Origin of the sequence: Pseudomonas antarctica, assembly GCF_001647715.1 — a bacterium.
Classification (GTDB): domain Bacteria; phylum Pseudomonadota; class Gammaproteobacteria; order Pseudomonadales; family Pseudomonadaceae; genus Aquipseudomonas; species Aquipseudomonas antarctica_A.
In genome coordinates, this window is sequence record NZ_CP015600.1 from 625678 (window position 1) to 652566 (window position 26889).

The 26889-nt window shown below is 60.1% G+C and carries 19 protein-coding genes, 2 tRNA genes and 1 pseudogene; 18 read left to right on the forward strand and 4 right to left on the reverse strand.

Annotation, left to right across the window (positions count from 1 at the left end; genetic code table 11):
• Positions 1-12: 12 nt before the first annotated feature.
• The 7 genes and pseudogenes from hflX (at position 13) to A7J50_RS32195 (ending at position 8361) form a co-directional block, all read left to right on the forward strand.
• Positions 13-1314 (forward strand): ribosome rescue GTPase HflX, encoded by a 1302-nt coding sequence (gene hflX / locus A7J50_RS02540; protein WP_064450406.1) that lies wholly within the window; start codon positions 13-15, stop codon positions 1312-1314.
• 96 nt (positions 1315-1410) lie between these two features.
• A complete protein-coding gene (gene hflK, locus A7J50_RS02545) occupies positions 1411-2586 on the forward strand; it encodes an FtsH protease activity modulator HflK (protein ID WP_012721916.1) in 1176 nt (391 codons plus the stop codon).
• Complete coding sequence (gene hflC / locus A7J50_RS02550) at positions 2586-3452, forward strand: protease modulator HflC (RefSeq protein ID WP_003217510.1); 867 nt, start codon at positions 2586-2588, stop codon at positions 3450-3452. Before hflK ends, hflC begins: the two co-directional genes overlap by 1 nt.
• 303 nt (positions 3453-3755) lie before the next feature.
• Positions 3756-4943 carry an ATP phosphoribosyltransferase regulatory subunit gene (locus tag A7J50_RS02555; protein ID WP_064450407.1) on the forward strand — a complete coding sequence of 396 codons (1188 nt, stop codon included), beginning with the start codon at positions 3756-3758 and terminating at the stop codon, positions 4941-4943.
• Between the two features lie 54 nt (positions 4944-4997).
• A complete protein-coding gene (locus A7J50_RS02560; protein ID WP_064450408.1) occupies positions 4998-6287 on the forward strand; it encodes an adenylosuccinate synthase in 1290 nt (429 codons plus the stop codon).
• Positions 6288-7401: 1114 nt separating this feature from the next.
• Positions 7402-7455: pseudogene (locus A7J50_RS32190) on the forward strand (hypothetical protein); the annotation flags it as partial.
• Positions 7456-7656: 201 nt separating this feature from the next.
• Positions 7657-8361 (forward strand): methyl-accepting chemotaxis protein, encoded by a 705-nt coding sequence (locus A7J50_RS32195; RefSeq protein WP_410524791.1) that lies wholly within the window; start codon positions 7657-7659, stop codon positions 8359-8361.
• Between the two features lie 91 nt (positions 8362-8452).
• Here the strand turns inward: A7J50_RS32195 and A7J50_RS02570 are convergent, their stop codons facing one another.
• The 4 genes from A7J50_RS02570 to A7J50_RS02585 all read right to left on the reverse strand — a co-directional run bounded on the left by A7J50_RS02570 (position 8453) and on the right by A7J50_RS02585 (position 11551).
• The gene (locus tag A7J50_RS02570; protein WP_064450410.1) at positions 8453-10018 is read right to left on the reverse strand and encodes an ABC transporter permease; all 1566 of its coding nucleotides are present in this window, start codon (positions 10016-10018) and stop codon (positions 8453-8455) included.
• Positions 10018-11043: an extracellular solute-binding protein gene (locus A7J50_RS02575; protein ID WP_064450411.1), complete on the reverse strand. Its 1026-nt coding sequence runs from the start codon at positions 11041-11043 to the stop codon at positions 10018-10020. Before A7J50_RS02575 ends, A7J50_RS02570 begins: the two co-directional genes overlap by 1 nt.
• Positions 11044-11200: 157 nt before the next feature.
• Positions 11201-11287 (reverse strand) — tRNA-Leu (locus A7J50_RS02580).
• Positions 11288-11464: 177 nt separating this feature from the next.
• Positions 11465-11551, reverse strand: a tRNA-Leu gene (locus A7J50_RS02585).
• Positions 11552-11775: 224 nt separating this feature from the next.
• Between A7J50_RS02585 and rnr the strand changes: the two genes are divergently transcribed.
• The 11 genes from rnr to A7J50_RS02640 all read left to right on the forward strand — a co-directional run bounded on the left by rnr (position 11776) and on the right by A7J50_RS02640 (position 26775).
• Positions 11776-14409: a ribonuclease R gene (gene rnr, locus A7J50_RS02590; protein WP_064450412.1), complete on the forward strand. Its 2634-nt coding sequence runs from the start codon at positions 11776-11778 to the stop codon at positions 14407-14409.
• The gene (gene rlmB / locus A7J50_RS02595) at positions 14406-15161 is read left to right on the forward strand and encodes a 23S rRNA (guanosine(2251)-2'-O)-methyltransferase RlmB (protein ID WP_064450413.1); all 756 of its coding nucleotides are present in this window, start codon (positions 14406-14408) and stop codon (positions 15159-15161) included. Before rnr ends, rlmB begins: the two co-directional genes overlap by 4 nt.
• A gap of 338 nt (positions 15162-15499) precedes the next feature.
• Positions 15500-15922, forward strand: coding sequence for a 30S ribosomal protein S6 (gene rpsF, locus A7J50_RS02600; protein WP_003217491.1), 423 nt, complete (start codon positions 15500-15502; stop codon positions 15920-15922).
• A 28-nt stretch (positions 15923-15950) separates the two neighbouring features.
• A complete protein-coding gene (gene rpsR / locus A7J50_RS02605; protein ID WP_002551829.1) occupies positions 15951-16181 on the forward strand; it encodes a 30S ribosomal protein S18 in 231 nt (76 codons plus the stop codon).
• Positions 16182-16217: 36 nt separating this feature from the next.
• On the forward strand, positions 16218-17111 hold the full coding sequence (locus A7J50_RS02610) for a hypothetical protein (protein ID WP_064450414.1): 894 nt from the start codon (positions 16218-16220) through the stop codon (positions 17109-17111).
• Between the two features lie 18 nt (positions 17112-17129).
• Complete coding sequence (gene rplI, locus A7J50_RS02615; protein WP_003171376.1) at positions 17130-17576, forward strand: 50S ribosomal protein L9; 447 nt, start codon at positions 17130-17132, stop codon at positions 17574-17576.
• 110 nt (positions 17577-17686) lie between these two features.
• Positions 17687-19081: a replicative DNA helicase gene (dnaB, locus tag A7J50_RS02620; RefSeq protein WP_064450415.1), complete on the forward strand. Its 1395-nt coding sequence runs from the start codon at positions 17687-17689 to the stop codon at positions 19079-19081.
• Between the two features lie 190 nt (positions 19082-19271).
• Positions 19272-21575 carry a YgiQ family radical SAM protein gene (locus A7J50_RS02625; protein WP_064450416.1) on the forward strand — a complete coding sequence of 768 codons (2304 nt, stop codon included), beginning with the start codon at positions 19272-19274 and terminating at the stop codon, positions 21573-21575.
• Between the two features lie 367 nt (positions 21576-21942).
• Positions 21943-22866 carry a hypothetical protein gene (locus tag A7J50_RS02630; RefSeq protein WP_064450417.1) on the forward strand — a complete coding sequence of 308 codons (924 nt, stop codon included), beginning with the start codon at positions 21943-21945 and terminating at the stop codon, positions 22864-22866.
• Positions 22859-23308, forward strand: a complete 450-nt coding sequence (locus A7J50_RS02635; RefSeq protein WP_064450418.1) for a hypothetical protein — start codon at positions 22859-22861, stop codon at positions 23306-23308. Before A7J50_RS02630 ends, A7J50_RS02635 begins: the two co-directional genes overlap by 8 nt.
• 176 nt (positions 23309-23484) lie before the next feature.
• Positions 23485-26775, forward strand: a complete 3291-nt coding sequence (locus A7J50_RS02640; protein ID WP_064450419.1) for a DUF2126 domain-containing protein — start codon at positions 23485-23487, stop codon at positions 26773-26775.
• The last annotated feature ends 114 nt before the right edge of the window (positions 26776-26889 follow it).

Sequence of the window (26889 nt, forward strand, 5' to 3'; positions counted from 1 at the left end):
TAGGAGTCTCCTTTGTTCTTTGAGCGCCACGGTGGTGGTGAGCGAGTAATCCTCGTTCACTTGGATGGACAGGACCCTGAGGCGCGCGAAGATCCGCAGGAGTTTCAGGAGTTGGCAAATTCGGCCGGCGCCGAGACCGTTGCGTTTTTTAACGTACCGCGTCATCGGCCAACCGCCAAATACCTGATCGGCAGCGGCAAGGTCGAGGAATTACGCGATCTGGTGCATGCTGAAGAAGCCGATCTGGTGATCTTCAATCACACCCTCACGCCCAGTCAGGAACGTAACCTCGAACGTGTTTTCGAGTGTCGCGTGATCGACCGCACCGGTCTGATTCTCGATATTTTCGCCCAGCGCGCCCGCACTCATGAAGGTAAGCTCCAGGTCGAACTGGCCCAGCTTGACCACATGAGCACCCGCCTGGTTCGTGGCTGGACTCACCTTGAGCGTCAAGGTGGTGGTATCGGCATGCGTGGCCCGGGTGAAACCCAACTGGAAACCGACCGCCGTCTGCTGCGGGTTCGCCTGCGCCAGATCAAGGGTCGCCTGGAAAAGGTACGCAGCCAGCGCGAGCAGTCGCGGCGCGGCCGGATGCGTGCGGATATCCCTACCGTGTCCCTGGTGGGCTATACCAACGCCGGCAAATCCACACTGTTCAATAAAGTGACGAAATCGGACGTGTACGCGGCCGACCAACTCTTCGCCACGCTTGATCCGACCTTGCGCCGTCTGGAACTGGACGACCTGGGGCCGATTGTCCTGGCCGACACCGTGGGTTTCATTCGTCACTTGCCCCACAAGCTGGTCGAGGCGTTTCGGTCTACGCTCGAAGAGTCGAGCAACTCCGACCTGCTGCTGCACGTGATCGATGCGGCCGAACCGGATCGCATGTTGCAGATCGAGCAGGTGATGGTGGTGCTGGGCGAGATTGGTGCACAGGACTTGCCGATCCTCGAGGTCTATAACAAACTCGATTTGCTTGAAGGCGTAGAGCCACAAATCCAGCGCGATGAGAACGGCAAGCCCCAGCGGGTATGGCTTTCGGGGCGCGATGGTACTGGCTTGGATTTGCTTGAACAGGCCATTGCCGAGTTGCTGGGCAGCGATTTGTTTGTCGGCACCTTGCGCTTGCCTCAGCGTTTTGCTCGACTGCGTGCACAGTTTTTTGAGTTGGGCGCGGTACAGAAAGAAGAATACGACGAAGAAGGTGTCAGCTTGCTGGCCGTTCGATTGCCGCGTTCGGAGCTGAATCGGCTGGTCAGTCGTGAAGGTGTGGTACCGGCCGAGTTCATCGAACAACACACTTTGCAATAAAAGCCTCCTAAAGCGGTTGTGCCGCAGTAGCAGGCATTCTGTAGCATTGGTCGGCGCGCCGTGGGTGCGTCTTTGCTTTATCAGATGGAGAGCGCTATGGCTTGGAATGAGCCGGGTGGCAACTCGAATAATCAGGATCCTTGGGGTGGTAAGCGCCGCAATAATGGCGACCGCAAGGGGCCACCAGATCTCGACGAGGCCTTCCGAAAGCTGCAGGAAAGCCTGAATGGGTTGTTCGGTGGTGGAAAAAAACGCGGTGGTGACGAAGGCGGTCGCACAAGCAAGGGCGGCGGCTATGGCCTGCTGGGCCTGGGTCTTGTCGTGCTGGCTGCCGTCTGGCTGTACAGCGCCGTGTACGTGGTGGACGAGCAGGAGCAAGCCGTGGTGCTGCGCTTCGGCAAGTACTACGAGACTGTCGGGCCAGGCCTGAACATCTATTTCCCGCCGATCGACAAGAAGTACATGGAGAACGTCACGCGTGAGCGTGCCTACACCAAGCAGGGCCAGATGCTGACCGAAGACGAGAACATCGTCGAAGTGCCGCTGACCGTGCAGTACAAGATCAGCAACCTGCAGGACTTCGTGCTGAACGTTGATCAGCCTGAAATCAGCCTGCAACACGCAACCGAAAGCGCCCTGCGCCACGTGGTGGGTTCCACCGCCATGGACCAGGTGCTGACCGAAGGTCGTGAGTTGATGGCCAGCGAAATCAAGGAGCGCCTGCAACGGTTCCTCGATACCTATCGCACCGGTATCACCGTCACCCAGGTGAACGTACAGAGCGCAGCTGCACCGCGCGAAGTACAGGAAGCCTTTGACGACGTGATCCGCGCCCGTGAAGACGAGCAGCGTTCGCGTAACCAGGCCGAAACCTATGCCAACGGCGTCGTGCCGGAAGCGCGTGGTCAGGCCCAGCGTATCCTTGAGGATGCAAACGGTTACCGCGATGAAGTGGTTTCGCGTGCCAAGGGTGAAGCGGATCGCTTTACCAAGCTGGTCGCCGAGTACCGCAAGGCGCCGGAAGTCACGCGTGAGCGTCTGTATCTGGACACCATGCAGGAAGTCTTCAGCAACACCAGCAAGGTTCTCGTGACCGGCAGCAAAGGTGGGCAGAACAACCTGCTGTACCTGCCGCTGGACAAGATGATCGAAGGTGGTCGTAGCAGCACCAGCGCGCCGTCCACCGGTTCGAACGCTGCTGCTAACGAAGCGAGCGCCCGTGCGGCCGCTGACTTGCTGCAACAGCAAACACGTACCAGGGAGAGTCGTTGATGAGCAATAAATCGCTGACCGCCCTGATTGTGGGCGTCGTCGTGGTCATCGCTGCCTGGAACTGCTTCTACATCGTGTCTCAGACCGAGCGCGCGGTGTTGCTGCAATTCGGTCGTGTGGTCCAGGCGGATGTCCAGCCGGGCCTGCATGTGAAAGTTCCCTACGTGAACCAGGTGCGCAAGTTCGACGGCCGCCTGATGACCCTGGATGCACCGACACAGCGCTTCCTGACCCTGGAAAAGAAAGCCGTGATGGTTGACGCCTACGCCAAGTGGCGCGTCAAGGATGCCGAGCGTTTCTACACCGCGACTTCCGGCCTCAAGCAGATTGCCGACGAGCGTTTGTCGCGCCGTCTGGAGTCGGGCCTGCGTGACCAGTTTGGTAAACGCACCCTGCACGAGGTGGTATCCGGTGAACGTGATGCGCTGATGGCTGACATCACGCGCTCGTTGAACGCAATGGCTGAGAAAGAGCTGGGCATCGAAGTGATCGATGTTCGGGTCAAGGCGATCGACCTGCCGAAGGAAGTGAACCGCAGCGTGTTCGAGCGTATGAGCACCGAGCGTGAGCGTGAAGCTCGTGAGCACCGCGCCAAGGGTAACGAGCTGGCTGAAGGTATCCGTGCGGATGCCGACCGTCAGCGCCGTGTACTGCTGGCAGAAGCTTATCGCGAGTCTGAAGAGGCCCGTGGTGATGGTGATGCTCAAGCGGCGTCGATCTACGCCAAGGCTTACGGCCAGGACCAGGAGTTCTACGCGTTCTACCGTAGCCTGCGCGCTTACCGCGAAAGTTTCGCGAACAAAACCGACGTCATGGTGCTGGACCCAAGCAGCGACTTCTTCCGCTACCTGGAAAAGTCCAAGTAATCAGCCTGTGACTCTGTAGGAAGCACTCCGTCGGGCGGCTAAAACGCCTGGCGGGGTGATCCTTTCAGAAAACGGGTGTATGATGCGGCAGCCGGGAAATTCCCGGCTTTTTTGCGTCTGCATGTTTGATTGTTGCTGGTTGCGCAGGCGCCACAGGTTTTTCGAGGAAAGTGCCCGACGAGGCCGTTTGCAGGCCGTTCGTCACGTCGTTCTTGCGCGTTGTTTATGCAGGAGCCGGGTATTTTCTGCTTCACTCAAGGCTCGGCCGAGGGCTGGCCGCCCGGATCATAGGGGAATGGCGTAATGGCAACGGTAGACCGCTGGCTGCTGCCAGATGGCATCGAAGAAGTACTGCCACCGGAAGCTGCGCGCATTGAAGTAGCGCGTCGCCAGGTGTTGGATCTGTTCCAGAGCTGGGGTTACGAGTTTGTCGTAACTCCCCATATCGAGTACCTGGAATCCCTGCTGACCGGCGCGGGCCAGGACCTGGATCTGCGCACCTTCAAGGTCATCGACCCGCAATCGGGCCGGCAAATGGGCTTCCGGGCTGACATCACGCCGCAAGTGGCGCGTATCGATGCGCATACCCTGCGCCGCGAAGGTCCGAGCCGTCTGTGCTACGCCGGCAGCGTGCTGCACGCGCAGCCGCGCGCCTTGTCGTCGTCCCGTAGCCCGATTCAACTGGGCGCCGAGTTGTACGGTGATGCCAGCCCGAGCAGCGACGTTGAAGTGATCAGCTTGATGTTGGCCATGCTGCAACTGGCTGACGTGCCGGATGTGCACATGGACCTGGGTCACGTCGGAATCTACCGTGGCCTGGCCCGTGCGGCCGGCTTGTCGGGGGAAGTTGAGCAGCAGTTGTTCGATGCCCTGCAACGCAAGGCTATCGATGAAGTGATCGCCCTTACCGAGGGTGTACCTGCTGACCTCGCCGGCATGCTGCGCGCGCTGGTTGACCTGTGCGGCGGCCGTGAAGTGTTGGTGGCTGCACGCGAGCGCCTGGCCAATGCGCCGGCGCCAGTGCTGGCGGCGCTGGATGACGTGCTGGCGATTGCCGAACGGTTGTCGGCGCGGTTCCCGCAGTTGCCGCTGTATTTTGACCTGGGCGAGTTGCGCGGCTACCACTACCACACCGGTGTGGTGTTCGCAGTCTTTGTGCCGGGTGTTGGTCAGGCCATCGCCCAAGGCGGTCGTTATGACGATATCGGCGCCGACTTCGGTCGCGCACGTCCGGCGACTGGCTTTTCTACCGATTTGAAAACCCTGGTGACCCTGGGGCGTGCTGAGGTCGAGCTGCCGTCTGGTGGCATCTGGATGCCCGACAGTACGGACGCAGCACTCTGGCAGCAGGTTTGCCAGTTGCGCAGTGAGGGTCAGCGTGTCGTCCAGGCCCTGCCTGGGCAGCCATTGGCCGCCGCCCGTGAAGCGGACTGCGACCAGCAATTGATTCTGCAGAACGGGCTTTGGCAAGTATCGCCACTGGCTTCTTGAGTATTCCTGCCGGCCATCGCCGGCACCAAGTTTGCGCGAATGAGGACAAGTGTTATGGGTAAGAATGTCGTAGTCCTGGGCACCCAATGGGGTGATGAGGGCAAAGGCAAGATCGTTGATCTGCTGACCGAACATGCTGCCGCCGTAGTGCGCTATCAAGGTGGCCACAACGCTGGCCACACCCTGGTCATCGATGGCGAAAAAACCGTCTTGCACCTGATTCCGTCGGGCGTACTGCGCGAAGGCGTGCAGTGCCTGATCGGTAACGGCGTGGTGGTTGCACCTGACGCCCTGCTGCGCGAGATCATCAAGCTGGAAGAGAAAGGCGTACCGGTGCGCGAGCGCCTGCGTATCAGCCCGTCCTGCCCGCTGATCCTGTCCTTCCACGTAGCGCTGGACCAGGCCCGTGAAAAGGCCCGTGGCGAGCTGAAGATCGGCACCACCGGTCGCGGCATCGGCCCTGCGTACGAAGACAAAGTTGCTCGTCGTGGCCTGCGTGTGGGCGACCTGCTCAACATGCCGCGTTTTGAAGACAAGCTGCGTGAACTGGTGGAATACCACAACTTCATGTTGGTCGGTTATTACAAAGAACCCGCCATCGACTTCGAAACCACCCTGGCCGAGTGCAAGGAATACGCTGAGCTGCTCAAGCCGCTGATGCTGGACGTGACTGCCGAGCTGCACGACTTGCGTCGTGCTGGCAAAGACATCATGTTCGAAGGCGCCCAAGGTTCGTTGCTCGACATCGACCACGGCACCTATCCGTACGTGACCAGCTCCAACACCACCGCCGGTGGCGTTGCTACCGGTTCGGGCGTTGGTCCTATGTTCCTGGACTACATCCTGGGCATCACCAAGGCTTACACCACGCGCGTAGGTTCGGGTCCGTTCCCGACTGAGCTGTTCGACGAAGTCGGTGCGCACCTGGCCAAGCAAGGTCACGAGTTTGGCGCGACCACTGGCCGTGCCCGTCGTTGTGGTTGGTTTGACGCCGTTATCCTGCGTCGCGCAATCGATGTGAACAGCATTTCGGGCATTTGCCTGACCAAGCTGGACGTACTCGACGGTCTGGAAGCCATCAACATCTGCGTCGGCTACAAAGATGCAGAAGGCAAGGACGTTGCTCCGACTGACGCTGACAGCTACGTAGGCCTGCAGCCTGTGTACGAAGAAGTGCCGGGTTGGACCGAATCGACCGTGGGTGCCAAAACCCTGGAAGAGCTGCCAGCCAACGCCCGTGCTTACATCAAACGCGTTGAAGAGCTGATCGGCGCGCCTATTGACATTATTTCGACGGGTCCGGACCGCAACGAGACCATCGTTCTGCGTCACCCGTTCGCGTAATAAGCTGTTGATGTAAAAAGTAAAGGGCTCCTTCGGGAGCCCTTTTTTATTGGCGCCAGACAAACGGCACGACCCTTGCTTTGGTTCTCTCTTTCGCGGTGCTATCAAATTAATGGCACCCGTGGTGGAGGGATTCCCAGTGTCTGCTGTTCTCTCACTGTTACAAAGCCGGCTGTTGCGGCCGGTGTTCGTTACCCTAGGTATCGCTCTTTTGGTGCAAGTGCTGGTGGCTGTCGCTCTGACGAGGAGCACGGTCACTGCATTGGAAGCTGATTTGGGCAATCGCCTGGGTATCGACAGCCAGAAACTCTCCGGTGAACTGGCGCAAGCCGGCAAGGAAATCACATCGAGTCTGGATAGCCTGTCTTCCAGCACCCGTCAGCGCCTGACCGCAGGACTTTCCACGCGACTGCAGGAAGAGCAGAAGCAATTGCGTGCGACCCTGGAAAAAGACCTGCAAGACTCCGCCAATGATATGGCGCAACTGCTGGCCTCGGTGGCGCCGCGTGCCATGTGGGACAGTGACGTGCCGACCTTGTCGGAGTTTGCCCGGCGCGCCCAGCGCAATCCCAACGTGTTGTTCGTGGTCTACGACGACGCTGCCGGTGAGCATCTGACCCGTTATCTCAACCGTGACAACCCGATCAACCAGGCATTGCTGGCGAAAGGGCAGGGCGACCGCGCCCTGGATAAAGTGCTGGACGCTGCGAAGGCTGATCCTGCTGTTTACTACGTTGAGGCATCCATCAGCCCCAACGGCGTCGAGATCGGCAAAGTCCGCATGGGGGTTTCGACGGCGTCCGTGGAGACTGATCTGCAAGCGCTCGATAAACGTTTTGCCGCACTGATCGCCAGCAGTGATCAGTTGGTCGGTGACAGCCTCAAAGGGGCTGCCGCGGACAGTGCGTCAGCCATGGGCGCGCGCCTGCAATCGGCGCAAGCCACCGCCACCCAGATGACCGCCAACACCACCAGCGCCGTACAGGACGCCGCCGGCACCTTGCGCTGGCGTATCGGCATGGGGCTCGCCGTGGTGGGGTTCGGCGTGTTGCTGCTGATCGCTATCGTGTTGGGGCGTCGTGTGGTCAACCGCCTGAAGCTGTTGATTGCGGCCATGGATGACTTGGCGGCGGGCGAGGGCGACCTCACCAAGCGCGTGCAGATCAGCAGCAAGGATGAAATCGGCGACATGGCCTCGGCGGTCAATCGCTTTGTGGATAAGTTGCAGCCGATCGTGCGTGAGGCGGGGGATGTGGCCCAGCGTACCGGCGTGGAAATCGGCGCCATGACCTTGCGCAATGCCGGTGCCGACAAGGCGGCCGGTTTGCAGCGTGATGAGGTGGCCGAGAGCTTGCGCGCGCTGTCGCAAATGGCAGACGAGGCCCAGGCCGAAAGCCATGCGATGCAAGCGGCGTTGCAACAGGTGGTGGAAATCCGCCAGGCAACGGATGAAAACTCGCGCACTTCAGCGGAGGTCGGCAGCTTGATCGAAGCGCTGGCGGGGCAGGTGCAGGCGGGGTCTCAGGTTATTGAACGCCTGGCGCAGCAAAGCGAACAAATTGAAGTGGTGCTGACGGTGATTCACGGCATTGCCGAGCAGACCAACTTGCTGGCGCTTAACGCCGCGATCGAAGCTGCGCGTGCCGGTGAGACCGGGCGTGGCTTCGCGGTAGTGGCCGACGAGGTGCGTGCCCTGGCCAGCAAAACCCAGAGTTCCACGGGTGATATCCAGGCGCATATCGTGGCGTTGCAGCAGGGCGCACGTGAGGCGGTGGACACCATCGGCAAGGCGGGACGTCAGGCGAGCGAAGGCTTGCTGGTGCTGCGCGACAGCGTGCGCCTGCAGCAGACGGTGCAGGCTTCGGTGGAGCAGGTGCATGCGGCGATTGGCTTGGCGACGCGTGCGGCTGAGCATCAGGCTCAAGGCGCGCATGCGGTGCGTGGGCGTGTCGAAGTGATTCACGCCCAGGCCGAGCGTGCCGCGCAGGCGGTGGTGGAGACCACGGCCAGCGGCAAGGTGCTGGATGGGTTGGCGGCGCAGTTGAAGGCGAGCCTGGGGCAGTTCAGGGCTTGATGTCGCCTGGGAGGGCCCTTTCGCGAGCAAGCCCGCTCCCACATTGGAATGCGTTTCAAATGTGAGAGCGGGCTTGCTCGCGAAAGTTATTTCAGCGGCTCAGATACATCCGAGTCGTCAGCAGATACACCGGCAACCCCGACACCAGAATCAACAGCGCCGCATAAGGCGCCGCCGCTGCAAACTCCACATTCGAGGTATGCGCCCACACGGCGGTGGCCAGGGTGTTCAGCCCGGTCGGGCTGAGCAGTAACGTCGCCGTCAATTCCTTCATCGCATCCAGAAACACCAGCGCAAACGCCGCGCCCAACGCCGGGAAGATAATCGGCAGGGTCACTCGGCAAAACGCGCTGAAAGAGGACGCGCCCAGTGTGCGTGCGGCTTCCTCCAGCTGCGGTGCTGCCTTGTTGAGTGCTGTGCGAATCGGCGCCTGGGCCAGCGGCAAAAAAAGCAGCGCGTAAGCGATCAGCAGCAACGCCGACGTCTGATACAGCGCCGGCACATAATGCAGCGCGAAATACACCAGCGTCAGCGCGATCACCAGGCCAGGCAGGGCGTGCAGCAGATAAGGCAGGCGTTCAGCCCAGATCGCCAGTGAGCCTTTGTAGCGCACCACCAGCAGGCCCACCGGCACGGCCAGGATCAGGCAAAGCGCGGCGCCACCCAGTGACAGCGCCAGGGAAGACAGCAGTGCCTCGCCGATTTCCGCCACGGGAAATGCCGCCGACGAACCCACCGCCAGCCAGTAGCCGAGCATCCCCAAAGGAATGCCGCTGCCAATGATCGCCAGCGCCAGGCAATAGAGTTGACCGAGTGGCGCCCATTTACCCAATTGAACCTGCTCAGCATGCCGCGCCGCGCCCTGCCCGATGCGTACATGTCGGCCCTTGCCGCGTACGCGCAGCTCCAGCCACAGCAGCGTCAGGCACATCACGAGCAACACCGCCGAGAGCATCGCGGCATTGGCATTGCTGAATTCCAGTTCGAATTGTTGGTAGATGGCAGTGGTAAACGTCTGCAGGCCGATGATCGACAGCGCGCCGAACTCCACCAGCATATGCAGGGCGATCAGCAGCGCACCCGCGAGTAGCGAAGGCCAGAGCAAGGGCAGCGTAATACGGAAAAACACGCCCCAACGATTCTGCCCAAGGGTGCGGGCCGACTCTTCAAGGGACGGGTCCAGATTGCGCAAGGTTGCCGCTACCGGCAGAAACACCAGCGGGTATTTGGACAGGGTCATCACCAGGATCGCACCGCCCAGCCCTTCGAAGTTGGCGCTCAGCGATACCCAGGTAAAGCTGCTGACAAACGCCGGTACCGCAAACGGCAGGCACAGGATCACGCCCCAGATGCGTCGGCCCGGCAGGTTGCTGCGTTCGAGCAGCCAAGCCAGTGACAGGCCGATCACGCCGCAGGCCAGGGTCACCCCGACCATCAAGGCCAGGGTGTTACGCAGCAGCCCAAATACATAGGGCCGCCACAGCAGATGCACTGCCTCCGTCCAGCCCGCCTGCCAAGCCTTGGTCCCGACATACAGCAGCGGCAACAGGCTCAACCCCACCAGAAACAGAACGGGGAGTAACAGCCAGATCGAGGGATGTTTGCGTCGCGGGCTAAAACCCCCACGCAAAGTGGGGGCGGGTGGCGGTGGGTTCATCAGTTCAAGCCAACGTCACGTTCCAGGTCCAGGGCTTCTTCGGCGTTGCCCAGGTCGGCGGGAGTGACTTTCGGCGGTTGCAGCTCGCTGAAAGGCTTGAGGCCACGGTTGGATTCCATACCCTTGCGCAGCGGGTATTCAGCCGAGGTATCGGTGATTACGCGTTGGCCTTCTTCGCTGGTCATGAATGCCAGCAGTTGCTGGGCTTCTTTCGGGTGTTTGCTGGATTTCAGTGCGGCAGCGGAAGACACGGTGATCAGGCCGCCGGCATCACCATCGGTGAAGTAATGCAGTTGCGAGTCCAGATTGGTTTTTTCTTTCTTCAGGGCAAACCAGTAGTAGTTGTTCACCAGCACGGTGGCCACTTCGCCGTTTTCCACCGCTTTGAGGGCGACCATGTTGTTGCTGTACACCTTGCCGAAAGCGCGCAGGCCGGTCAGCCATTCTTCAGCGGCTTCACGACCGTGCAGCTTGATAATCGCCACAGCTTGTTCCTGGAAGGCGCCGCTGGTAGGTACAAAGCCGACTTTGCCTTGCCACTCGGGCCCGGCGAAATCCAGTACCGATTTAGGCAGGTCTTTTTCGGCAATCAGTTTCGGGTTGAACGCGACGACGCGGGTGCGTGCGGTCACGCCCATCCAGTCAGCGTTTTTGCCTACATAGTCTTTGGGTAATACGTCGAGGGTGCTGGCGTCGATCTTGGCCAGCAGGCCTTGCTCGCCGAGTTTGTTCAGCGGCGGCGATTCTTCGGTGTAGATCACGTCAGCGGGGGAGCGGTCGCCTTCTTCGACAACCTGGCTGGCCAGCTGGTTGCTGCTGCCTTTGCGCACATTGACGTGAATGCCGGTCTTGGCTTCGAAGGCCTTGGCGAGTTGATCGCCGACTTCTTTGTGTTGGCCGTTGTACAAGGTCAGTGACACCTTGTCGGCGGAATAGGCGGCGGGCGAGAGCAGGGTCAGGCTGAGCAGGGTGAGGGTCAGGCCACGCAGAAGGGATGTTTTGAGACGGGTATTGCTTATGGTCATCCGAAGCTTTCCTCGTATAAGTGCAACAAATCATTGCCGATTTGTATGAGCAGGATAAACGATAAAACTTCTCAAGTGCGGATGAGGGGGAAATCACTGGGGAAGTTTTTAAACCCCGGAAACGAAAAAACCCGCTTTCGCGGGTTTGATCTGAATTTGGTGCCCAGGAGAAGACTCGAACTTCCACGACCTTGCGATCACCAGCACCTGAAGCTGGCGTGTCTACCAATTTCACCACCTGGGCATTATCAACAACGCTTGCGCTGTTGATGGAGCGAACTATACGGAGGGCTTTTTGATCTGTAAACCCCTGATATCAAAAATATAAATCTATATTCTCGTTAAAAATCAAAGGCCTGAAACGCAAAAACCCGCTTTCGCGGGTTTTTGGAGACTCAAAGCGTAACCTTGAGTTTGAAATTGGTGCCCAGGAGAAGACTCGAACTTCCACGACCTTGCGATCACCAGCACCTGAAGCTGGCGTGTCTACCAATTTCACCACCTGGGCAGCATCAACAACGTTGCCGTCGTCGATGGCGCGCACTATACGGAGCGGATTTTAAGCTGTAAAGCCCTGCTATGAAAAAAGCCTGGAAAATTTCGCCAATGGTCGTGCAAGGTGTCTGTCGGGGGCTACAAAGAGCTTTTAAAGGCTTGTTGACGTCTGAAATTTCCCGTTTCAATACGCGTATGCCAAACTAACCCGCATATAGACAAGGTGAAAACTCTCTAATGGCCGATTGGCAGTCCCTCGATCCCGAGGCCGCTCGTGAAGCGGAAAAATATGAAAACCCTATTCCTAGCCGCGAACTGATCCTGGCGCATCTCGCCGATCGTGGTTCGCCTGCTAGCCGCGAGCAGCTGGTTGAAGAGTTCGGTCTGACCACCGAAGACCAGCTCGAAGCCCTGCGCCGCCGTTTGCGTGCCATGGAGCGCGACGCTCAACTGATCTACACCCGCCGTGGCACCTACGCGCCTGTGGATAAGCTCGACCTGATCCTTGGCCGCATTGCCGGTCACCGTGATGGCTTCGGCTTTTTGATCCCGGACGACGGCAGCGACGACTTGTTCATGAGCCCGGCGCAAATGCGCCTGGTGTTCGATGGCGACCGTGCCCTGGCGCGCGTTTCCGGCCTGGACCGTCGCGGTCGTCGTGAAGGCGTGATCGTCGAAGTGGTGTCGCGTGCCCACGAGTCTATCGTCGGCCGTTACTTCGAAGAGGGCGGTATTGGCTTTGTTGTGCCAGATAACCCCAAGGTCCAGCAGGAAGTGCTGATTACCCCGGGTCGCAATGGCGCCGCCAAGGTCGGCCAGTTCGTCGAGGTGAAAATCACCCATTGGCCGACTGCGCGCTTCCAGCCGCAAGGCGATATCGTTGAAGTGGTCGGCAACTACATGGCGCCGGGCATGGAAATCGACGTTGCGCTGCGCACCTACGATATTCCTCACGTCTGGCCTGAGGCTGTGCTCAAAGAAGCCGCCAAGCTCAAGCCGGAAGTTGAAGACAAAGACAAAGAAAAACGCATCGACCTGCGCCATCTGCCGTTCGTCACCATTGACGGCGAAGATGCGCGTGACTTCGACGATGCGGTCTACTGCGAAGCCAAGCCTGGCAAGCTGCGCCTGTTCTCCGGCGGCTGGAAGTTGTTCGTCGCGATTGCCGACGTGTCCAGCTACGTGAAGATTGGTTCGGCCCTGGACAACGAAGCTCAGGTGCGCGGCAACTCCGTGTACTTCCCTGAGCGCGTGATTCCGATGCTGCCTGAGCAGTTGTCCAACGGCTTGTGCTCCCTGAACCCGAAAGTCGACCGTTTGGCCATGGTGTGCGAGATGACCATCTCGAAAACCGGCGAAATGACGGACTACCAGTTCTACGAAGCGGTGATTCATTCCCAGGCGCGCCTGACCTACAACAAGGTCAGCACCATCCTGGAACAGCCGAAGACCAGCGAAGCCAAAGCACTGCGCGGTGAGTATGGTCATGTTGTGCCGCACCTCAAGCAGCTGTACGCGTTGTACAAAGTGCTGTTGGGCGCTCGTCACGTGCGTGGCGCGATCGATTTTGAAACGCAGGAAACCCGAATTGTCTTCGGTTCCGAGCGCAAGATCGCGGCAATCACCCCGACCACGCGTAACGATGCGCACAAGCTGATCGAGGAATGCATGCTGGCGGCCAACGTGGCCACTGCGGAATTCCTGAAAAAGCACGAGATTCCTGCGTTGTACCGGGTGCATGACGGCCCGCCGCCGGAGCGCCTGGAGAAGCTGCGCGCGTTCCTCGGTGAGCTCGGCCTGTCCCTGCACAAAGGCAAGGACGGCCCGACGCCGAAGGACTACCAGGCACTGCTCGCGAGCATCAAGGACCGTCCGGATTACCACGTGATCCAGACCGTGATGCTGCGCTCCCTGAGCCAGGCGGTGTACAGCGCTGATAATCAGGGCCACTTCGGCCTGAATTACGAAGCGTACACCCACTTCACGTCGCCGATTCGTCGTTACCCGGACCTGCTCACGCACCGCGCGATCCGCAGCGTGATCCATTCCAAGCAGAACACCCCGCACGTCAAGCGCGCCGGTGCCATGACCATTCCGAAAGCGCGGATTTATCCGTACGACGAAGCGGCCCTGGAACAGCTGGGCGAGCAGTGCTCCATGAGCGAGCGCCGTGCCGACGAAGCCACCCGCGATGTAGTGAACTGGCTTAAGTGCGAGTTCATGAAAGACCGCGTGGGCGAGTCGTTCCCTGGCGTCATCACGGCCGTAACCGGGTTTGGTCTGTTCGTTGAGCTGACTGACATCTATGTCGAGGGCCTGGTGCACGTCACCGCCTTGCCGGGTGACTACTACCACTTTGACCCTGTGCATCACCGCCTGGCGGGCGAGCGCACCGGTCGCAGCTTCCGCTTGGGCGATACCGTTGAGGTGCAGGTCATGCGCGTCGACCTTGACGAGCGCAAGATCGACTTCGGTATGCCTGACAAGCCAGCCGAGCCGACTGGCCGTAAGAAACGTGGCGGCGAGACGACTGCGCCGGCCAGCAAAGGCAAAGGTGCTCCTGCGAAAGCAGCGGTCGCCGAGCCTGCGCCAGCCAAGCCTGCTCGTCGTTCGTCTGCCAAGGACAAGGCCCCCGAAGCCTACCGCCCAAGCGATGCCGCGGCAAAAAACGCAGAACTGCGCAAGAGCCGCGAGTTGAAGCAGCAGTTGCTCAGCGAAGCCAAAAGCGGTGGTAAAGCGGCGTCTGGGGGAAAGTCCCGCGAGGCGGAAAAGCCGTCGAGCAAGCCGAGTAAACACCGTAAAGGCCCGCCTAAAGCGGGTTCGGCCCCCGCGAAAAGCGGCGGGTCGCGCAAACCTAAGGCCAAGTCATGAGTCTGGAAAAAATCTATGGCGTACACGCCGTAGAAGCACTGCTGCGTCACCACCCCAAACGCGTCAAGCAAGTGTGGTTGGCAGAAGGTCGCAGCGAACCGCGTGTACAAGCGCTGGTCGAGCTGGCTACCCAAAATAAGGTTGCCATCGGTCAGGCCGAGCGTCGTGAAATGGACGTGTGGGTAGAGGGCGTTCACCAGGGCGTGGTTGCGGACGTAAGCCCGAGCCAGGTCTGGGGCGAGGCGATGCTCGACGAGTTGCTCGACCGTACCGAAGGCGCGCCGCTGCTGCTGGTACTGGACGGCGTGACCGATCCGCACAACCTCGGCGCCTGCCTGCGTTCGGCGGACGCTGCCGGCGCGCTGGCGGTAATTGTGCCGAAAGACAAGTCGGCCACCCTGACGCCGGTCGTGCGTAAAGTTGCCTGCGGCGCGGCGGAAGTGATTCCGCTGGTGGCCGTGACCAACCTGGCGCGCACCCTGGAAAAACTCCAGCAGCGCGGCCTGTGGGTCGTGGGCACGGCAGGCGAGGCTGAGGTCAGCATTTATGACCAGGACCTCACCGGCCCGACCATTCTGATCATGGGCGCCGAAGGCAAAGGCATGCGTCGCCTGACCCGTGAGCATTGCGACTACCTGGTGCACCTGCCGATGGCCGGTAGTGTGAGCAGTCTCAACGTGTCGGTTGCTACCGGCGTGTGCCTGTTCGAAGCCCGGCGCCAGCGTGGCGTCAAGGCGAAGGCTAAAAAGTAATTTTGAGCCTGGCGTAGATCCAAAATGTGGGAGGCACTTGTGTGGGAGCTGGCTTGCCTGCGATAGCATCACCTCGGTATCACTGATACGTCGAGGTGCCTGCATCGCGGACAAGCCCGGTTCCCACATAAGACCCTCCCACATTTGTTTTGTGGTGAATTGGAGATTGTTCAAATAATCACCAATCACCTTGCGCGCTTTCTCCCCCTTCTCTACAATTGCGCCCCTTGCCTTCATGGCAGGCACGCATGTGCCTCCCTTTGGCAAGATCCATAAGTGTCATTCACTCCTTGTCTGACCGTTTTTGAGCGGCAGGCTACAACCCGTAAGGAGCATTCATGCGTCATTACGAAATCATCTTTTTGGTCCACCCGGATCAAAGCGAGCAAGTCGGCGGCATGGTTGAGCGTTACACCAAGCTGATCGAAGAAGACGGCGGCAAAATCCACCGTCTGGAAGATTGGGGCCGTCGTCAACTGGCCTACGCAATCAACAATGTTCACAAGGCTCACTACGTGATGCTGAACGTTGAGTGCACTGGCAAGGCCCTGGCCGAGCTGGAAGACAACTTCCGCTACAACGATGCAGTGATCCGTAACCTGGTCATCCGTCGCGAAGAAGCCGTTACCGGCCAATCCGAGATGCTCAAGGCTGAAGAAAACCGCAGTGAGCGCCGTGAGCGTCGCGACCGTCCTGAGCACGAAGGCGCCGAAAGCGCTGATAGTGATGACAGCGACAACAGCGATAACGCTGACGAGTAATCCACGGACCTTTTAAGGAGCCTATCAAATGGCACGTTTCTTCCGTCGTCGTAAATTCTGCCGCTTCACCGCTGAAGACGTGAAAGAGATCGATTACAAAGATCTCAACACTCTGAAAGCTTACGTATCCGAGACCGGCAAAATCGTTCCAAGCCGTATCACCGGTACCAAAGCACGTTATCAGCGTCAGCTGGCCACCGCTATCAAGCGCGCCCGCTTCCTGGCCCTGCTGGCCTACACCGACAGCCACGGCCGCTGAGACCGGGCAGTCGACAAGTAGTAAGGGATTGAATGCATGCGCGCCTTAGCTGAGTTCATCATGCGCGGTCGCGTGCAGGCCACTCTCGTAGTGGCTGGATGTGCGGCATTGCCGTTGCTTTATTGGTTGGGTGCTGCCGCAGGTTGCCTAGTGCTGCTGCGGCGCGGTTTGAAGGACGCCCTTGGCGTCCTTGCCCTGGGATTGTTGCCGGCCTTGATCTGGTGGCTGCAATTTGGTGATCCACGCGTACTTTTGGTACTGCTGGGGTCATCGAGCCTTGCGTTGGTTTTACGCGCAAGTGAGTCCTGGGTCCGTACGCTGCTGGTCAGCGTGGCATTGGGGTTGTTGTACTCAGTGATGCTTGGCGCGGCTTTCCGCCCGCAAATCGAGGCGCTGTCGCAGGAAATCGTCAAGATCCTGCCGATGGCTCTCGGGGATCTCTACCAGCAGTTGTCGGTAGATGAGCGAGCGCGGTTTGCGTCACTGATTGCTCCGGTCCTGACCGGCCTGATTGCGGCATTGTTGCAGGTCGTCAGCGTGCTGAGCCTGATTCTTGGGCGTTATTGGCAGGCGTTGTTGTACAACCCGGGTGGTTTTGGTCGCGAGTTTCGCAGTATCAGAATCCCCGCGGGGCCGGCGATGTTGCTGCTGGCGTGCATGGTTGTCGGGCCGAACTTCGGTCCACAGATGGCCTTGCTGGCGCCGATTTGCAGCGTACCGCTGGTGTTTGCCGGGTTGGCCCTGATTCATGGGCTGGTTGCGCGAAAGCGTCTGGCCAGGTTTTGGCTGGTGGGGTTGTACGTAACGCTGTTGCTGTTCATGCAGCTGATCTATCCGTTACTCGTGGTTTTGGCCATTGTCGACGGCCTGATTGATTTTCGCGGTCGTCTGGCGTCGAAAGACGCCGATAACGCGAACGGTGAAGGTTAAAAGTTAGAGGATTTTCACATGCAACTGATCCTTCTGGAAAAAGTCGCCAACCTGGGCAACCTGGGCGACAAAGTGAACGTTAAGGCCGGCTACGGTCGTAACTACCTGCTGCCTTACGGCAAAGCTACCGCTGCAACCGCTGCCAACCTGGCTGCGTTTGAAGAGCGTCGTGCTGAGCTGGAAAAAGCAGCAGCAGACAAAAAAGCTTCGGCCGAAACTCGCGCTGCCCAACTGGCTGAGCTGGAAGTGACTATCACTGCCACCGCCGGTGACGAAGGCAAGCTGTTCGGTTCGATCGGCACCCACGACATCGCTGATGCACTGACCGCTTCCGGCGTTGAAGTGCAGAAGAGCGAAGTTCGTCTGCCGAACGGCACCATCCGCAACGTAGGCGAATTCGACGTAGCCGTGCACCTGCACGCCGAAGTTGAAGCCACCGTACGCGTTGTCGTGGTAGCAGCTTAAGCAGCACCTAACTGACTGGCACCTCGCGTGTCAGCCAGTTAACATCGGGCACGATCCTGTTTACAGGTCGTGCCTTTTGTTTTTCTACAATCCCCTAATTCCAAGTGGCCATGAACGATATTTCAGCTCCTGAGCAATACGATCTGCAAACCGCTGCCCTGAAGGTGCCACCGCATTCCATCGAGGCCGAACAGGCCGTGCTCGGTGGCTTGATGCTGGACAACAACGCCTGGGAACGCGTGCTGGATCAAGTCTCGGACGGCGATTTCTACCGTCATGACCACCGCCTGATCTTCCGTGCCATTGCCAAGCTGGCCGACCAGAACTCGCCGATCGACGTGGTGACCCTGGCCGAGCAATTGGACAAGGAAGGCCAGACGTCCCAAGTGGGCGGCCTGGGTTACCTGGGTGAGCTGGCGAAAAACACGCCATCGGTCGCCAACATCAAGGCCTATGCGCAGATCGTCCGTGCGCGGGCCACGTTGCGCCAGTTGATCGGCATCGCCACCGAGATTGCCGACAGTGCCTTCAACCCCGAAGGCCGTACCGCTGAAGAGATTCTCGACGAGGCCGAACGGCAGATCTTCCAGATCGCCGAGGCCCGTCCGAAAACCGGCGGCCCGGTCAGCGTCAACGACCTGTTGACCAAGGCCATCGACCGGATCGATACCTTGTTCAACACCGACAACGCCATCACCGGCCTGTCCACCGGCTACACCGACCTCGATGGCATGACCAGCGGCCTGCAGCCGTCTGACCTGATCATCGTCGCCGGCCGTCCGTCCATGGGTAAAACCACGTTTGCGATGAACCTGGTGGAGAACGCCGTGTTGCGCAGCGATAAGGCCGTACTGGTCTACTCGCTGGAGATGCCAGGCGAATCGCTGATCATGCGGATGTTGTCGTCCCTGGGCCGTATCGACCAGACCAAGGTGCGTGCCGGTCGTCTGGAAGATGACGATTGGCCGCGCTTGACCTCGGCCGTTAACCTGCTTAACGACCGCAAGCTGTTTATCGATGACACCGCGGGCATCAGCCCCTCGGAAATGCGCGCACGTACCCGACGCCTGGTGCGTGAGCATGGCGATATCGCCCTGATCATGATCGACTACCTGCAACTGATGCAGATCCCGGGTTCCAGTGGCGACAGCCGTACCAACGAGATTTCCGAGATTTCCCGCTCGTTGAAAGCCCTGGCCAAGGAATTCAACTGCCCAGTGGTTGCCCTGTCGCAGCTCAACCGTTCCTTGGAGCAACGGCCGAACAAACGCCCGATCAACTCCGACTTGCGGGAATCCGGAGCGATCGAGCAGGATGCTGACGTAATCATGTTCGTTTACCGGGACGAGGTGTATCACCCGGAGACCGAGCATAAAGGCATCGCTGAAATCATTATCGGCAAGCAGCGTAACGGGCCAATCGGCACCACGCGCCTGGCCTTTATCGGCAAATACACCCGTTTCGAAAACCTGGCGCCGGGCAGCTACAACTTCGACGACGAGTAACTCTCCAGCGCCTGTAAGGGCCTCATCGCAGGCAAGCCAACTCCCACATTGATGTGTAAATGCATTCAAATGGGGGAACTGGCCTGCCTGCGATGGCGTCACCACAATTCCGACCATTACCGTCGGAATTGGTCAAAATTTGTGCTATATTCCACGCCCGCGATTTTTCATCTCAACACCGGTCACCGTCATGCAAACAGCCAAGCCGTTATTTGACTATCCCAAGTACTGGGCCGAATGTTTCGGTCCTGCGCCATTCCTGCCGATGAGCAGGGAGGAGATGGATCAGCTTGGCTGGGATTCCTGCGACATCATCATCGTCACCGGTGATGCGTACGTGGATCACCCCTCGTTCGGTATGGCCATCATCGGCCGGCTGCTGGAGTCCCAGGGCTTTCGCGTCGGGATCATTGCCCAGCCGAACTGGCAGTCCAAAGACGACTTCATGAAGCTCGGCGAGCCGAACCTGTTCTTCGGCGTCGCGGCCGGCAACATGGACTCGATGATCAACCGCTACACCGCCGACAAGAAGATTCGTTCCGACGACGCCTACACCCCTGGCGGTATGGCTGGCAAACGCCCGGACCGCGCGAGCCTGGTGTACAGCCAGCGCTGTAAAGAAGCCTACAAGAACGTGCCGATCGTACTCGGTGGCATCGAAGCGTCCCTGCGCCGCATCGCCCACTACGACTACTGGCAAGACCGCGTGCGCAATTCGATCCTGATCGACGCCTGCGCCGACATCCTGCTGTACGGCAACGCCGAGCGGGCTATCGTCGAAGTCGCCCAGCGTTTGTCCTGGGGCCATAAGATCGAAGACATCACTGACGTGCGCGGCACCGCGTTCATTCGCCGTGACACGCCTGAAGGCTGGTACGAAGTGGACTCCACGCGTATCGACCGCCCGGGCAAGATCGACAAGATCATCAACCCGTACGTGAATACCCAGGACACCCAGGCTTGCGCCATTGAGCAGGAAAAAGGCCCGGTTGAAGACCCGGAAGAAGCCAAGGTCGTGCAGATCCTGGCCAGCCCGCGCATGACCCGCGACAAGACCGTGATTCGCCTGCCATCGGTAGAAAAAGTCCGTGGTGACTCGGTGCTCTACGCCCACGCCAACCGCGTGCTGCACCTGGAAACCAACCCAGGCAACGCCCGTGCTCTGGTGCAGAAGCACGGTGAAGTGGATGTGTGGTTCAACCCGCCGCCCATCCCGATGACCACCGAAGAAATGGACTACGTGTTTGGCATGCCTTACGCCCGTGTCCCGCACCCGGCGTACGGCAAGGAAAAGATCCCGGCCTACGACATGATCCGTTTCTCGGTGAACATCATGCGTGGCTGCTTCGGCGGCTGTACTTTCTGCTCGATCACCGAGCACGAAGGCCGGATCATCCAGAACCGTTCCGAAGAGTCGATCATTCGCGAAATCGAAGAGATCCGCGACAAGGTTCCAGGTTTTACCGGCGTGATCTCCGACCTCGGCGGCCCGACCGCGAACATGTACCGCATCGCTTGCAAGAGCCCGGAAATCGAATCTGCATGCCGTAAGCCGTCGTGCGTATTCCCTGGCATCTGCCCGAACCTGAACACCGACCACTCGTCACTGATTCAGCTGTACCGCAGCGCCCGTGCGTTGCCGGGTGTGAAGAAGATTTTGATTGCTTCCGGCCTGCGCTATGACCTCGCGGTCGAGTCGCCGGAATACGTTAAAGAGTTGGTGACCCACCACGTCGGTGGTTACCTCAAGATCGCCCCGGAACACACCGAGGAAGGTCCGCTCAACCAGATGATGAAGCCGGGCATTGGCAGCTATGACAAGTTCAAGCGCATGTTCGAGAAGTACACCAAGGAAGCGGGCAAGGAGCAGTACCTGATTCCTTACTTCATCGCCGCCCACCCGGGCACCACCGATGAAGACATGATGAACCTGGCCCTGTGGCTCAAGGGCAACGGCTTCCGCGCCGACCAGGTGCAGGCGTTCTACCCGTCGCCGATGGCCACCGCCACCGCGATGTACCACTCGGGCAAGAACCCGCTGCGCAAGGTCACCTACAAGAGCGACGCGGTGACCATCGTCAAGAGCGAAGAGCAGCGCCGTCTGCACAAAGCGTTCCTGCGCTACCACGACCCGAAAGGCTGGCCGATGCTGCGTGAAGCATTGACCCGCATGGGCCGTGCCGACCTGATCGGGCCGGGCAAGGACCAATTGATCCCGCTGCACCAGCCGGCCACCGACAGCTACCAGAGCGCCCGTCGCAAGAACTCGACGCCGGCCGGCAGCCATAAGGTTGCCAAGGAAACCACCACCAGGATCCTCACCCAGCACACCGGTTTGCCGCCGCGTGGCAGTGATGGCAGCAACCCGTGGGACAAGCGCGAACAAGCCAAGGCTGCGGCCATGGTACGCAACAAGCAGGCTGCCAAGGAGCGCGCCGATGCGGCGAAGGGCAAAGGCGGTAAGCCTGCGCGCAAGCCGGTAGTGCCGCGTTGATCGTAGCCTGAATATGCAAAACGCCAGCCTCGTGCTGGCGTTTTGCTTTCTAGCGGGTGGGTAGACCGTTTGTTAAGGTGGTGGTCATTAGATCGCCATCGCAGGCAAGCCAGCTCCCACAGTTGGAACGCGTTCCCTTGTGGGAGCCGGGCTTGCCCGCGATGAGGCCTGCCAGAATGCAAAACGCCAGCCTTGTGCTGGCGTTTTGCTTTCTAGCGGGTGGGTAGATCGTTTGTTAAGGTGGTGGTCATTAGATCGCCATCGCAGGCAAGCCAGCTCCCACAGTTGTAACGCGTTCCCTTGTGGGAGCCGGGCTTGCCCGCGATGAGGCCTGCCAGGCCACCATCACCTTCAAGGAAGAACTCTCATGAGCAACCCCCTGCTCAGCATCGGCATGGACTCCAACCGCTCGCAGTTCATGGCGCGCCAGCGCATCGAAAGCCAGATCAACCTGCCACGCCTGTTTGCCGCCATCGACGCTGACCCCGGCATTGTCGGCGCGGGCGTTGTGTACATTGACGCCGACTTCAACGTCCTCACGCTGCGCGAATTTCAGCCCATCTGCAGCATCGCTCCTAAACGTTTGATCTTGCGTGAAGCGCAGAAGTACATCGCCCCGGCGCAGTTTGCGCAACAGGTCCAGGACAATCCCCGCGAATCGCGCCTGGTGGGAGAGGCGGTCAATACGTCTCTGTCCTGCGCGGGCGCGATCATCGGTTGGATCGTGGTGCTCAGCGGCACCGTCGCTGTACCGTTCACGGCGGGTGCCAGCAGCGTGATTACGGCCATCGGTTATACCGCTGCCACGGCCAGCACGCTCCAGTGTTTTGCCAGTGGCTATCGCGTCAGCAATGAGATCAGTGACCCCTCCAAAAATGACAAGCTCGACAGCTCGGAGTGGTATCAGTACACGATGATCGCGCTGGATGCTGCGTCGTTGATCGGGGTCGGTGCATCGACGCTGACCACGATAAAGCTGGTGCGGCTGAATCAGGCCGCCACCGGCAAAAGCGTGCGGGAGGTGCTACGAGGATTAACCCGGCAAGAGCGCGCCAAGCTTACGAAGGAGCTGCTCAGCATTCAGGACCCGCGTATGAGCGCCAAGATGCTCAAGTTGAAACAACTGTCTGGCGAGGCGACCAAGCGTTTCGCCCCCGCCCAGGTCAAGCATGCGACGGTGACTCAGATACAGGATGCCCTGGGCGCGGCGATCGGTTTTACCGGCAGTGCAATCTCGGGGAACGTACGCACCATTGCCGTGGGGCTGTATGAGGAAATGAGCGATGAATGAGCTACCCGGCATTCGCAGTTTTCTGGCGCAATACTTTCCGGTCTTTATGGGCGCAATTTTCGCGGCGGTGTTCAGCCTGGTGTTTGCGGTGCCGCTGATTTTCGACAGTTATTTCCCACGCTTGTCGATGGACGACAACCTCAAGTATTCCTTCCTGGGCGGCCTCGCGCTGACGTGGGGCATCGTGCAGTGCAACTTCATGATCGCGCGCGGGCGGCCACAGTGGGTATGGCCGCTGGTGATGCTGCTTGCGCTCTGTGTTCTGGCAGTGCTGCCCACCATCGCCTTCGGTCCGCATCCGCTGTCCTATAGTTTGAGCCTGCTGTTCCCGCTGCTGGGATTGCTGCTGCTCAACAGCAAGCGTCACCGCGAGATGCGCCAGAAACTCGTTGAAGTGAGGCGGCTGCGCCAAGCCATCATCGCAACGCACAAAGCACGCTAGCTGGGTAGATTCACCACCCTGCGCCACAAATATGTGCAGCACTTGCACCAGGGCACCGGTGATGGCGCCGTTTTGGTGCTCTACTGCACCGGGTCTAACGAGAAAGCGCAATGACGGCTGCTCTGGCATAAGTCTTGCGCACGTTGTGTCCATGCCCTGGCTCGCAGGAGGCCGCCGTGTCGATTCATGTCGCGTTGCACCACGTTACGCATTACCGCTATGACCGCGCTGTCGAACTCGGCCCACAGATCGTGCGTTTACGCCCGGCGGCCCACAGTCGCACGCGGATTTTGTCCTACGCACTGAAAGTGCTGCCCGAGCAGCATTTCATCAATTGGCAACAAGACCCCCAGGGTAACTACCTGGCGCGTCTGGTGTTCCCGGAAAAGACGGACGAACTGCGTATCGAAGTCGACTTGGTCGCCGAGATGGCGGTGTTCAACCCGTTCGACTTTTTCCTTGAGCCCTACGCCGAAAAAATCCCCTTCAGCTACGCCGCTGACGAGCAGCGAGAGCTGGCGCCGTACCTGGAAACCCTGCCGCTGACGCCGAAGTTTGCCGCTTACCTGGCGGGCATCGACCGCACGCCCTTGCCGGCCGTGGATTTCCTGGTGGGGCTGAACCAGCGTCTGGCGGCCGATATTGGCTACTTGATCCGCATGGAACCGGGCGTGCAAACCCCGGAATTCACCCTGGAAAATGCCTCCGGCTCCTGCCGCGATTCGGCCTGGCTGCTGGTGCAATTGCTGCGCAACCTGGGGTTGGCGGCGCGCTTTGTGTCGGGCTACTTGATCCAACTGACCGCCGACGTCAAAGCCCTCGACGGCCCGTCCGGCACCGAAGTGGACTTCACCGACCTGCACGCCTGGTGCGAAGTGTATTTGCCCGGCGCCGGCTGGATCGGCCTGGACGCTACCTCAGGGTTATTCGCTGGTGAAGGCCATATCCCGTTGGCCTGTAGTCCTGATCCATCGTCCGCCGCACCGATCAGTGGGCTGGTGGAACCGTGCGAGTGCGAATTTACCCACGAGATGTCGGTGGAGCGCATTTGGGAAGCACCTCGGGTTACCAAGCCCTACACCGAAGAACAATGGCTGGCGATCCAGGCACTGGGCCGGCAGATCGATGGCGACCTGCTCAAGGACGACGTACGCCTGACCATGGGCGGCGAACCGACCTTCGTCTCCATCGACGACCCCGACGGCGCCGAGTGGAACACCGCCGCCCTCGGGCCGGACAAACGTCGGCTGTCCGCCGAGCTGTTCCAACGCATGCGTAAGCACTACGCGCCCAAGGGCCTGGTGCACTTCGGTCAGGGCAAGTGGTACCCCGGCGAGCAGTTGCCGCGCTGGTCGCTCAACTGCTATTGGCGGCGCGACGGCGTGCCGATCTGGCACAACACCGCGCTGATAGCCGATGAGCAAGAAGATTATGCTGCCGACGGGCTCATGGCCGGGCGTTTCCTGGCCAGTGTCGCCGAACGCCTCAAACTGCCGGCGTACTTTGTATTCCCGGCCTTCGAAGACAATTTCTATTACCTGTGGCGCGAAGGTGCACTGCCGCAAAACGTCACCGCCCAAGACCCGCGCTTGAGCGACGACCTGGAGCGCGAGCGCCTGCGCAAAGTATTCAGCCAGGGCCTGGACAAAGTTATCGGCCAAGTGCTGCCGCTGGCGCGCACGGCGGCCAATGACCGCTGGCAGAGTGGGCGCTGGTACCTGCGCGACAATCACTGCCGACTGGTGCCGGGCGACTCAGCGCTGGGCTATCGCCTGCCGCTGGCCTCGCAACCTTGGGTGACGGCGGCGGAGTACCCGTTCGTGCATCCGACTGACCCTAACCAGGATCAGCCGGAGTTGCCGACCACCGCGCAACTGCAAAGCCATGGCGAACCCGCGCCAGCCGATGAACGCGTGCCTGAAGTCGACGAGTCCGCCGACTGGCTGACCCGCACCGCCTTGTGCGCCGAAGCGCGGGAAGGGCGCCTGTACCTGTTTATGCCGCCGCTGGAGCGCGTCGAGGACTATCTGGAATTGGTGGCCGTCATCGAAGCCACCGCCGAGGAGCTGCACTGCCCGGTATTGCTGGAAGGCTACGAGCCGCCGTTCGACACGCGTTTGAGCAACTTCCGGGTCACGCCGGACCCGGGTGTGATTGAGGTCAACGTGCAGCCGTCCGCCACCTGGGACGAGTTGGTGGAGCGCACGGAATTCCTCTACGAAGAGGCACGGCAAACCCGCCTGACCACTGAAAAATTCATGATCGACGGTCGTCACACGGGCACCGGCGGCGGCAACCATTTTGTGCTGGGCGGCGCGACGCCCAAGGACTCACCGTTCTTGCGTCGCCCCGATTTGCTGCGCAGTTTGATCAGCTACTGGCATAACCATCCATCGCTGTCGTACCTGTTTTCCGGGTTGTTTATCGGCCCGACATCCCAGGCGCCACGGGTGGATGAAGCGCGTAACGACGCATTGTACGAGCTGGAAATCGCGTTCGCCCAAATGCCCGCCCCTGGCGAAGAATGCCCGCCATGGTTGGTGGACCGCCTGCTGCGCAACCTGCTGATCGACGTGACGGGCAACACCCACCGCGCCGAGTTCTGCATCGACAAACTCTACTCGCCCGACGGCGCCACGGGGCGCCTGGGCCTGCTGGAACTGCGCGCCTTTGAAATGCCGCCCCATGCGCGCATGAGCCTGACCCAGCAATTGCTGCTGCGGGCCTTGGTCGCACGCTTCTGGCGTGAGCCGTATGCGCCGCCGAAACTGGCGCGCTGGGGTACGGAACTGCACGATCGCTTCTTGCTGCCGCATTTTATCGAGCAGGATTTTGCCGACGTGATAGTCGAGCTGAATGCTGCGGGTTACCCGCTGCGGGCCGAATGGTTTGCCGCGCACCTGGAGTTCCGTTTCCCCAAGGTTGGCGACTATGCCGTCAGCGGCATCGAGCTGGAACTGCGCCAGGCGCTGGAACCCTGGCACGTACTGGGCGAGGAGGGCGCGGTGGGCGGCACGGTGCGCTATGTGGATTCGTCCCTGGAGCGCTTGCAGGTGAAGTTGAGCGGGCTGGCGCCGCAGCGTTATCTGCTGACCTGCAACGGCATACCGGTGCCGCTGCAACCGACCGGGCGTGTCGGTGAGTTCGTGGCCGGCGTGCGTTATCGCGCCTGGCAACCGGCCAACTGCCTGCAACCGACTATCCCGGTGCACGCGCCGTTGGTGTTCGACGTGCTCGACACCTGGATGCAGCGCTCGCTGGGCGGCTGCCAGTACCACGTCGCCCACCCGGGAGGGCGCAATTACGACAGCTTGCCGGTGAATGCCAATGAAGCCGAAAGCCGGCGGATGGCGCGGTTTTTCCGCTTGGGGCATACCCCTGGCAAGCTCCCCGTGCCTTCCTTAATGGTTAATGATGAACTACCGATGACCCTGGATCTGCGGCGGTTCCCCAATAAAAATGACTGAATGCGATTTAAATATGGGAGCTGGCTTGCCGGCGATAGCGATATATCAGCCAGCCAATAAGGTGACTGGAAAATCGCAATCGCAGGCAAGCCAGCTCCCACAATAGATTGCAGT

What these genes read in the sequence shown, in the direction of transcription:
- hflK (WP_012721916.1), top strand. Translation starts at nt 1,411, where the DNA reads ATGGCTTGGAATGAGCCGGGTGGCAACTCGAATAATCAGGATCCTTGG.
- hflC (WP_003217510.1), top strand. Translation starts at nt 2,586, where the DNA reads ATGAGCAATAAATCGCTGACCGCCCTGATTGTGGGCGTCGTCGTGGTC.
- A7J50_RS02555 (WP_064450407.1), top strand. Translation starts at nt 3,756, where the DNA reads ATGGCAACGGTAGACCGCTGGCTGCTGCCAGATGGCATCGAAGAAGTA.
- A7J50_RS02560 (WP_064450408.1), top strand. Translation starts at nt 4,998, where the DNA reads ATGGGTAAGAATGTCGTAGTCCTGGGCACCCAATGGGGTGATGAGGGC.
- A7J50_RS32195 (WP_410524791.1), top strand. Translation starts at nt 7,657, where the DNA reads ATGGCAGACGAGGCCCAGGCCGAAAGCCATGCGATGCAAGCGGCGTTG.
- A7J50_RS02570 (WP_064450410.1), bottom strand. Translation starts at nt 10,018, where the DNA reads ATGAACCCACCGCCACCCGCCCCCACTTTGCGTGGGGGTTTTAGCCCG.
- A7J50_RS02575 (WP_064450411.1), bottom strand. Translation starts at nt 11,043, where the DNA reads ATGACCATAAGCAATACCCGTCTCAAAACATCCCTTCTGCGTGGCCTG.
- rnr (WP_064450412.1), top strand. Translation starts at nt 11,776, where the DNA reads ATGGCCGATTGGCAGTCCCTCGATCCCGAGGCCGCTCGTGAAGCGGAA.
- rlmB (WP_064450413.1), top strand. Translation starts at nt 14,406, where the DNA reads ATGAGTCTGGAAAAAATCTATGGCGTACACGCCGTAGAAGCACTGCTG.
- rpsF (WP_003217491.1), top strand. Translation starts at nt 15,500, where the DNA reads ATGCGTCATTACGAAATCATCTTTTTGGTCCACCCGGATCAAAGCGAG.
- rpsR (WP_002551829.1), top strand. Translation starts at nt 15,951, where the DNA reads ATGGCACGTTTCTTCCGTCGTCGTAAATTCTGCCGCTTCACCGCTGAA.
- A7J50_RS02610 (WP_064450414.1), top strand. Translation starts at nt 16,218, where the DNA reads ATGCGCGCCTTAGCTGAGTTCATCATGCGCGGTCGCGTGCAGGCCACT.
- rplI (WP_003171376.1), top strand. Translation starts at nt 17,130, where the DNA reads ATGCAACTGATCCTTCTGGAAAAAGTCGCCAACCTGGGCAACCTGGGC.
- dnaB (WP_064450415.1), top strand. Translation starts at nt 17,687, where the DNA reads ATGAACGATATTTCAGCTCCTGAGCAATACGATCTGCAAACCGCTGCC.
- A7J50_RS02625 (WP_064450416.1), top strand. Translation starts at nt 19,272, where the DNA reads ATGCAAACAGCCAAGCCGTTATTTGACTATCCCAAGTACTGGGCCGAA.
- A7J50_RS02630 (WP_064450417.1), top strand. Translation starts at nt 21,943, where the DNA reads ATGAGCAACCCCCTGCTCAGCATCGGCATGGACTCCAACCGCTCGCAG.
- A7J50_RS02635 (WP_064450418.1), top strand. Translation starts at nt 22,859, where the DNA reads ATGAATGAGCTACCCGGCATTCGCAGTTTTCTGGCGCAATACTTTCCG.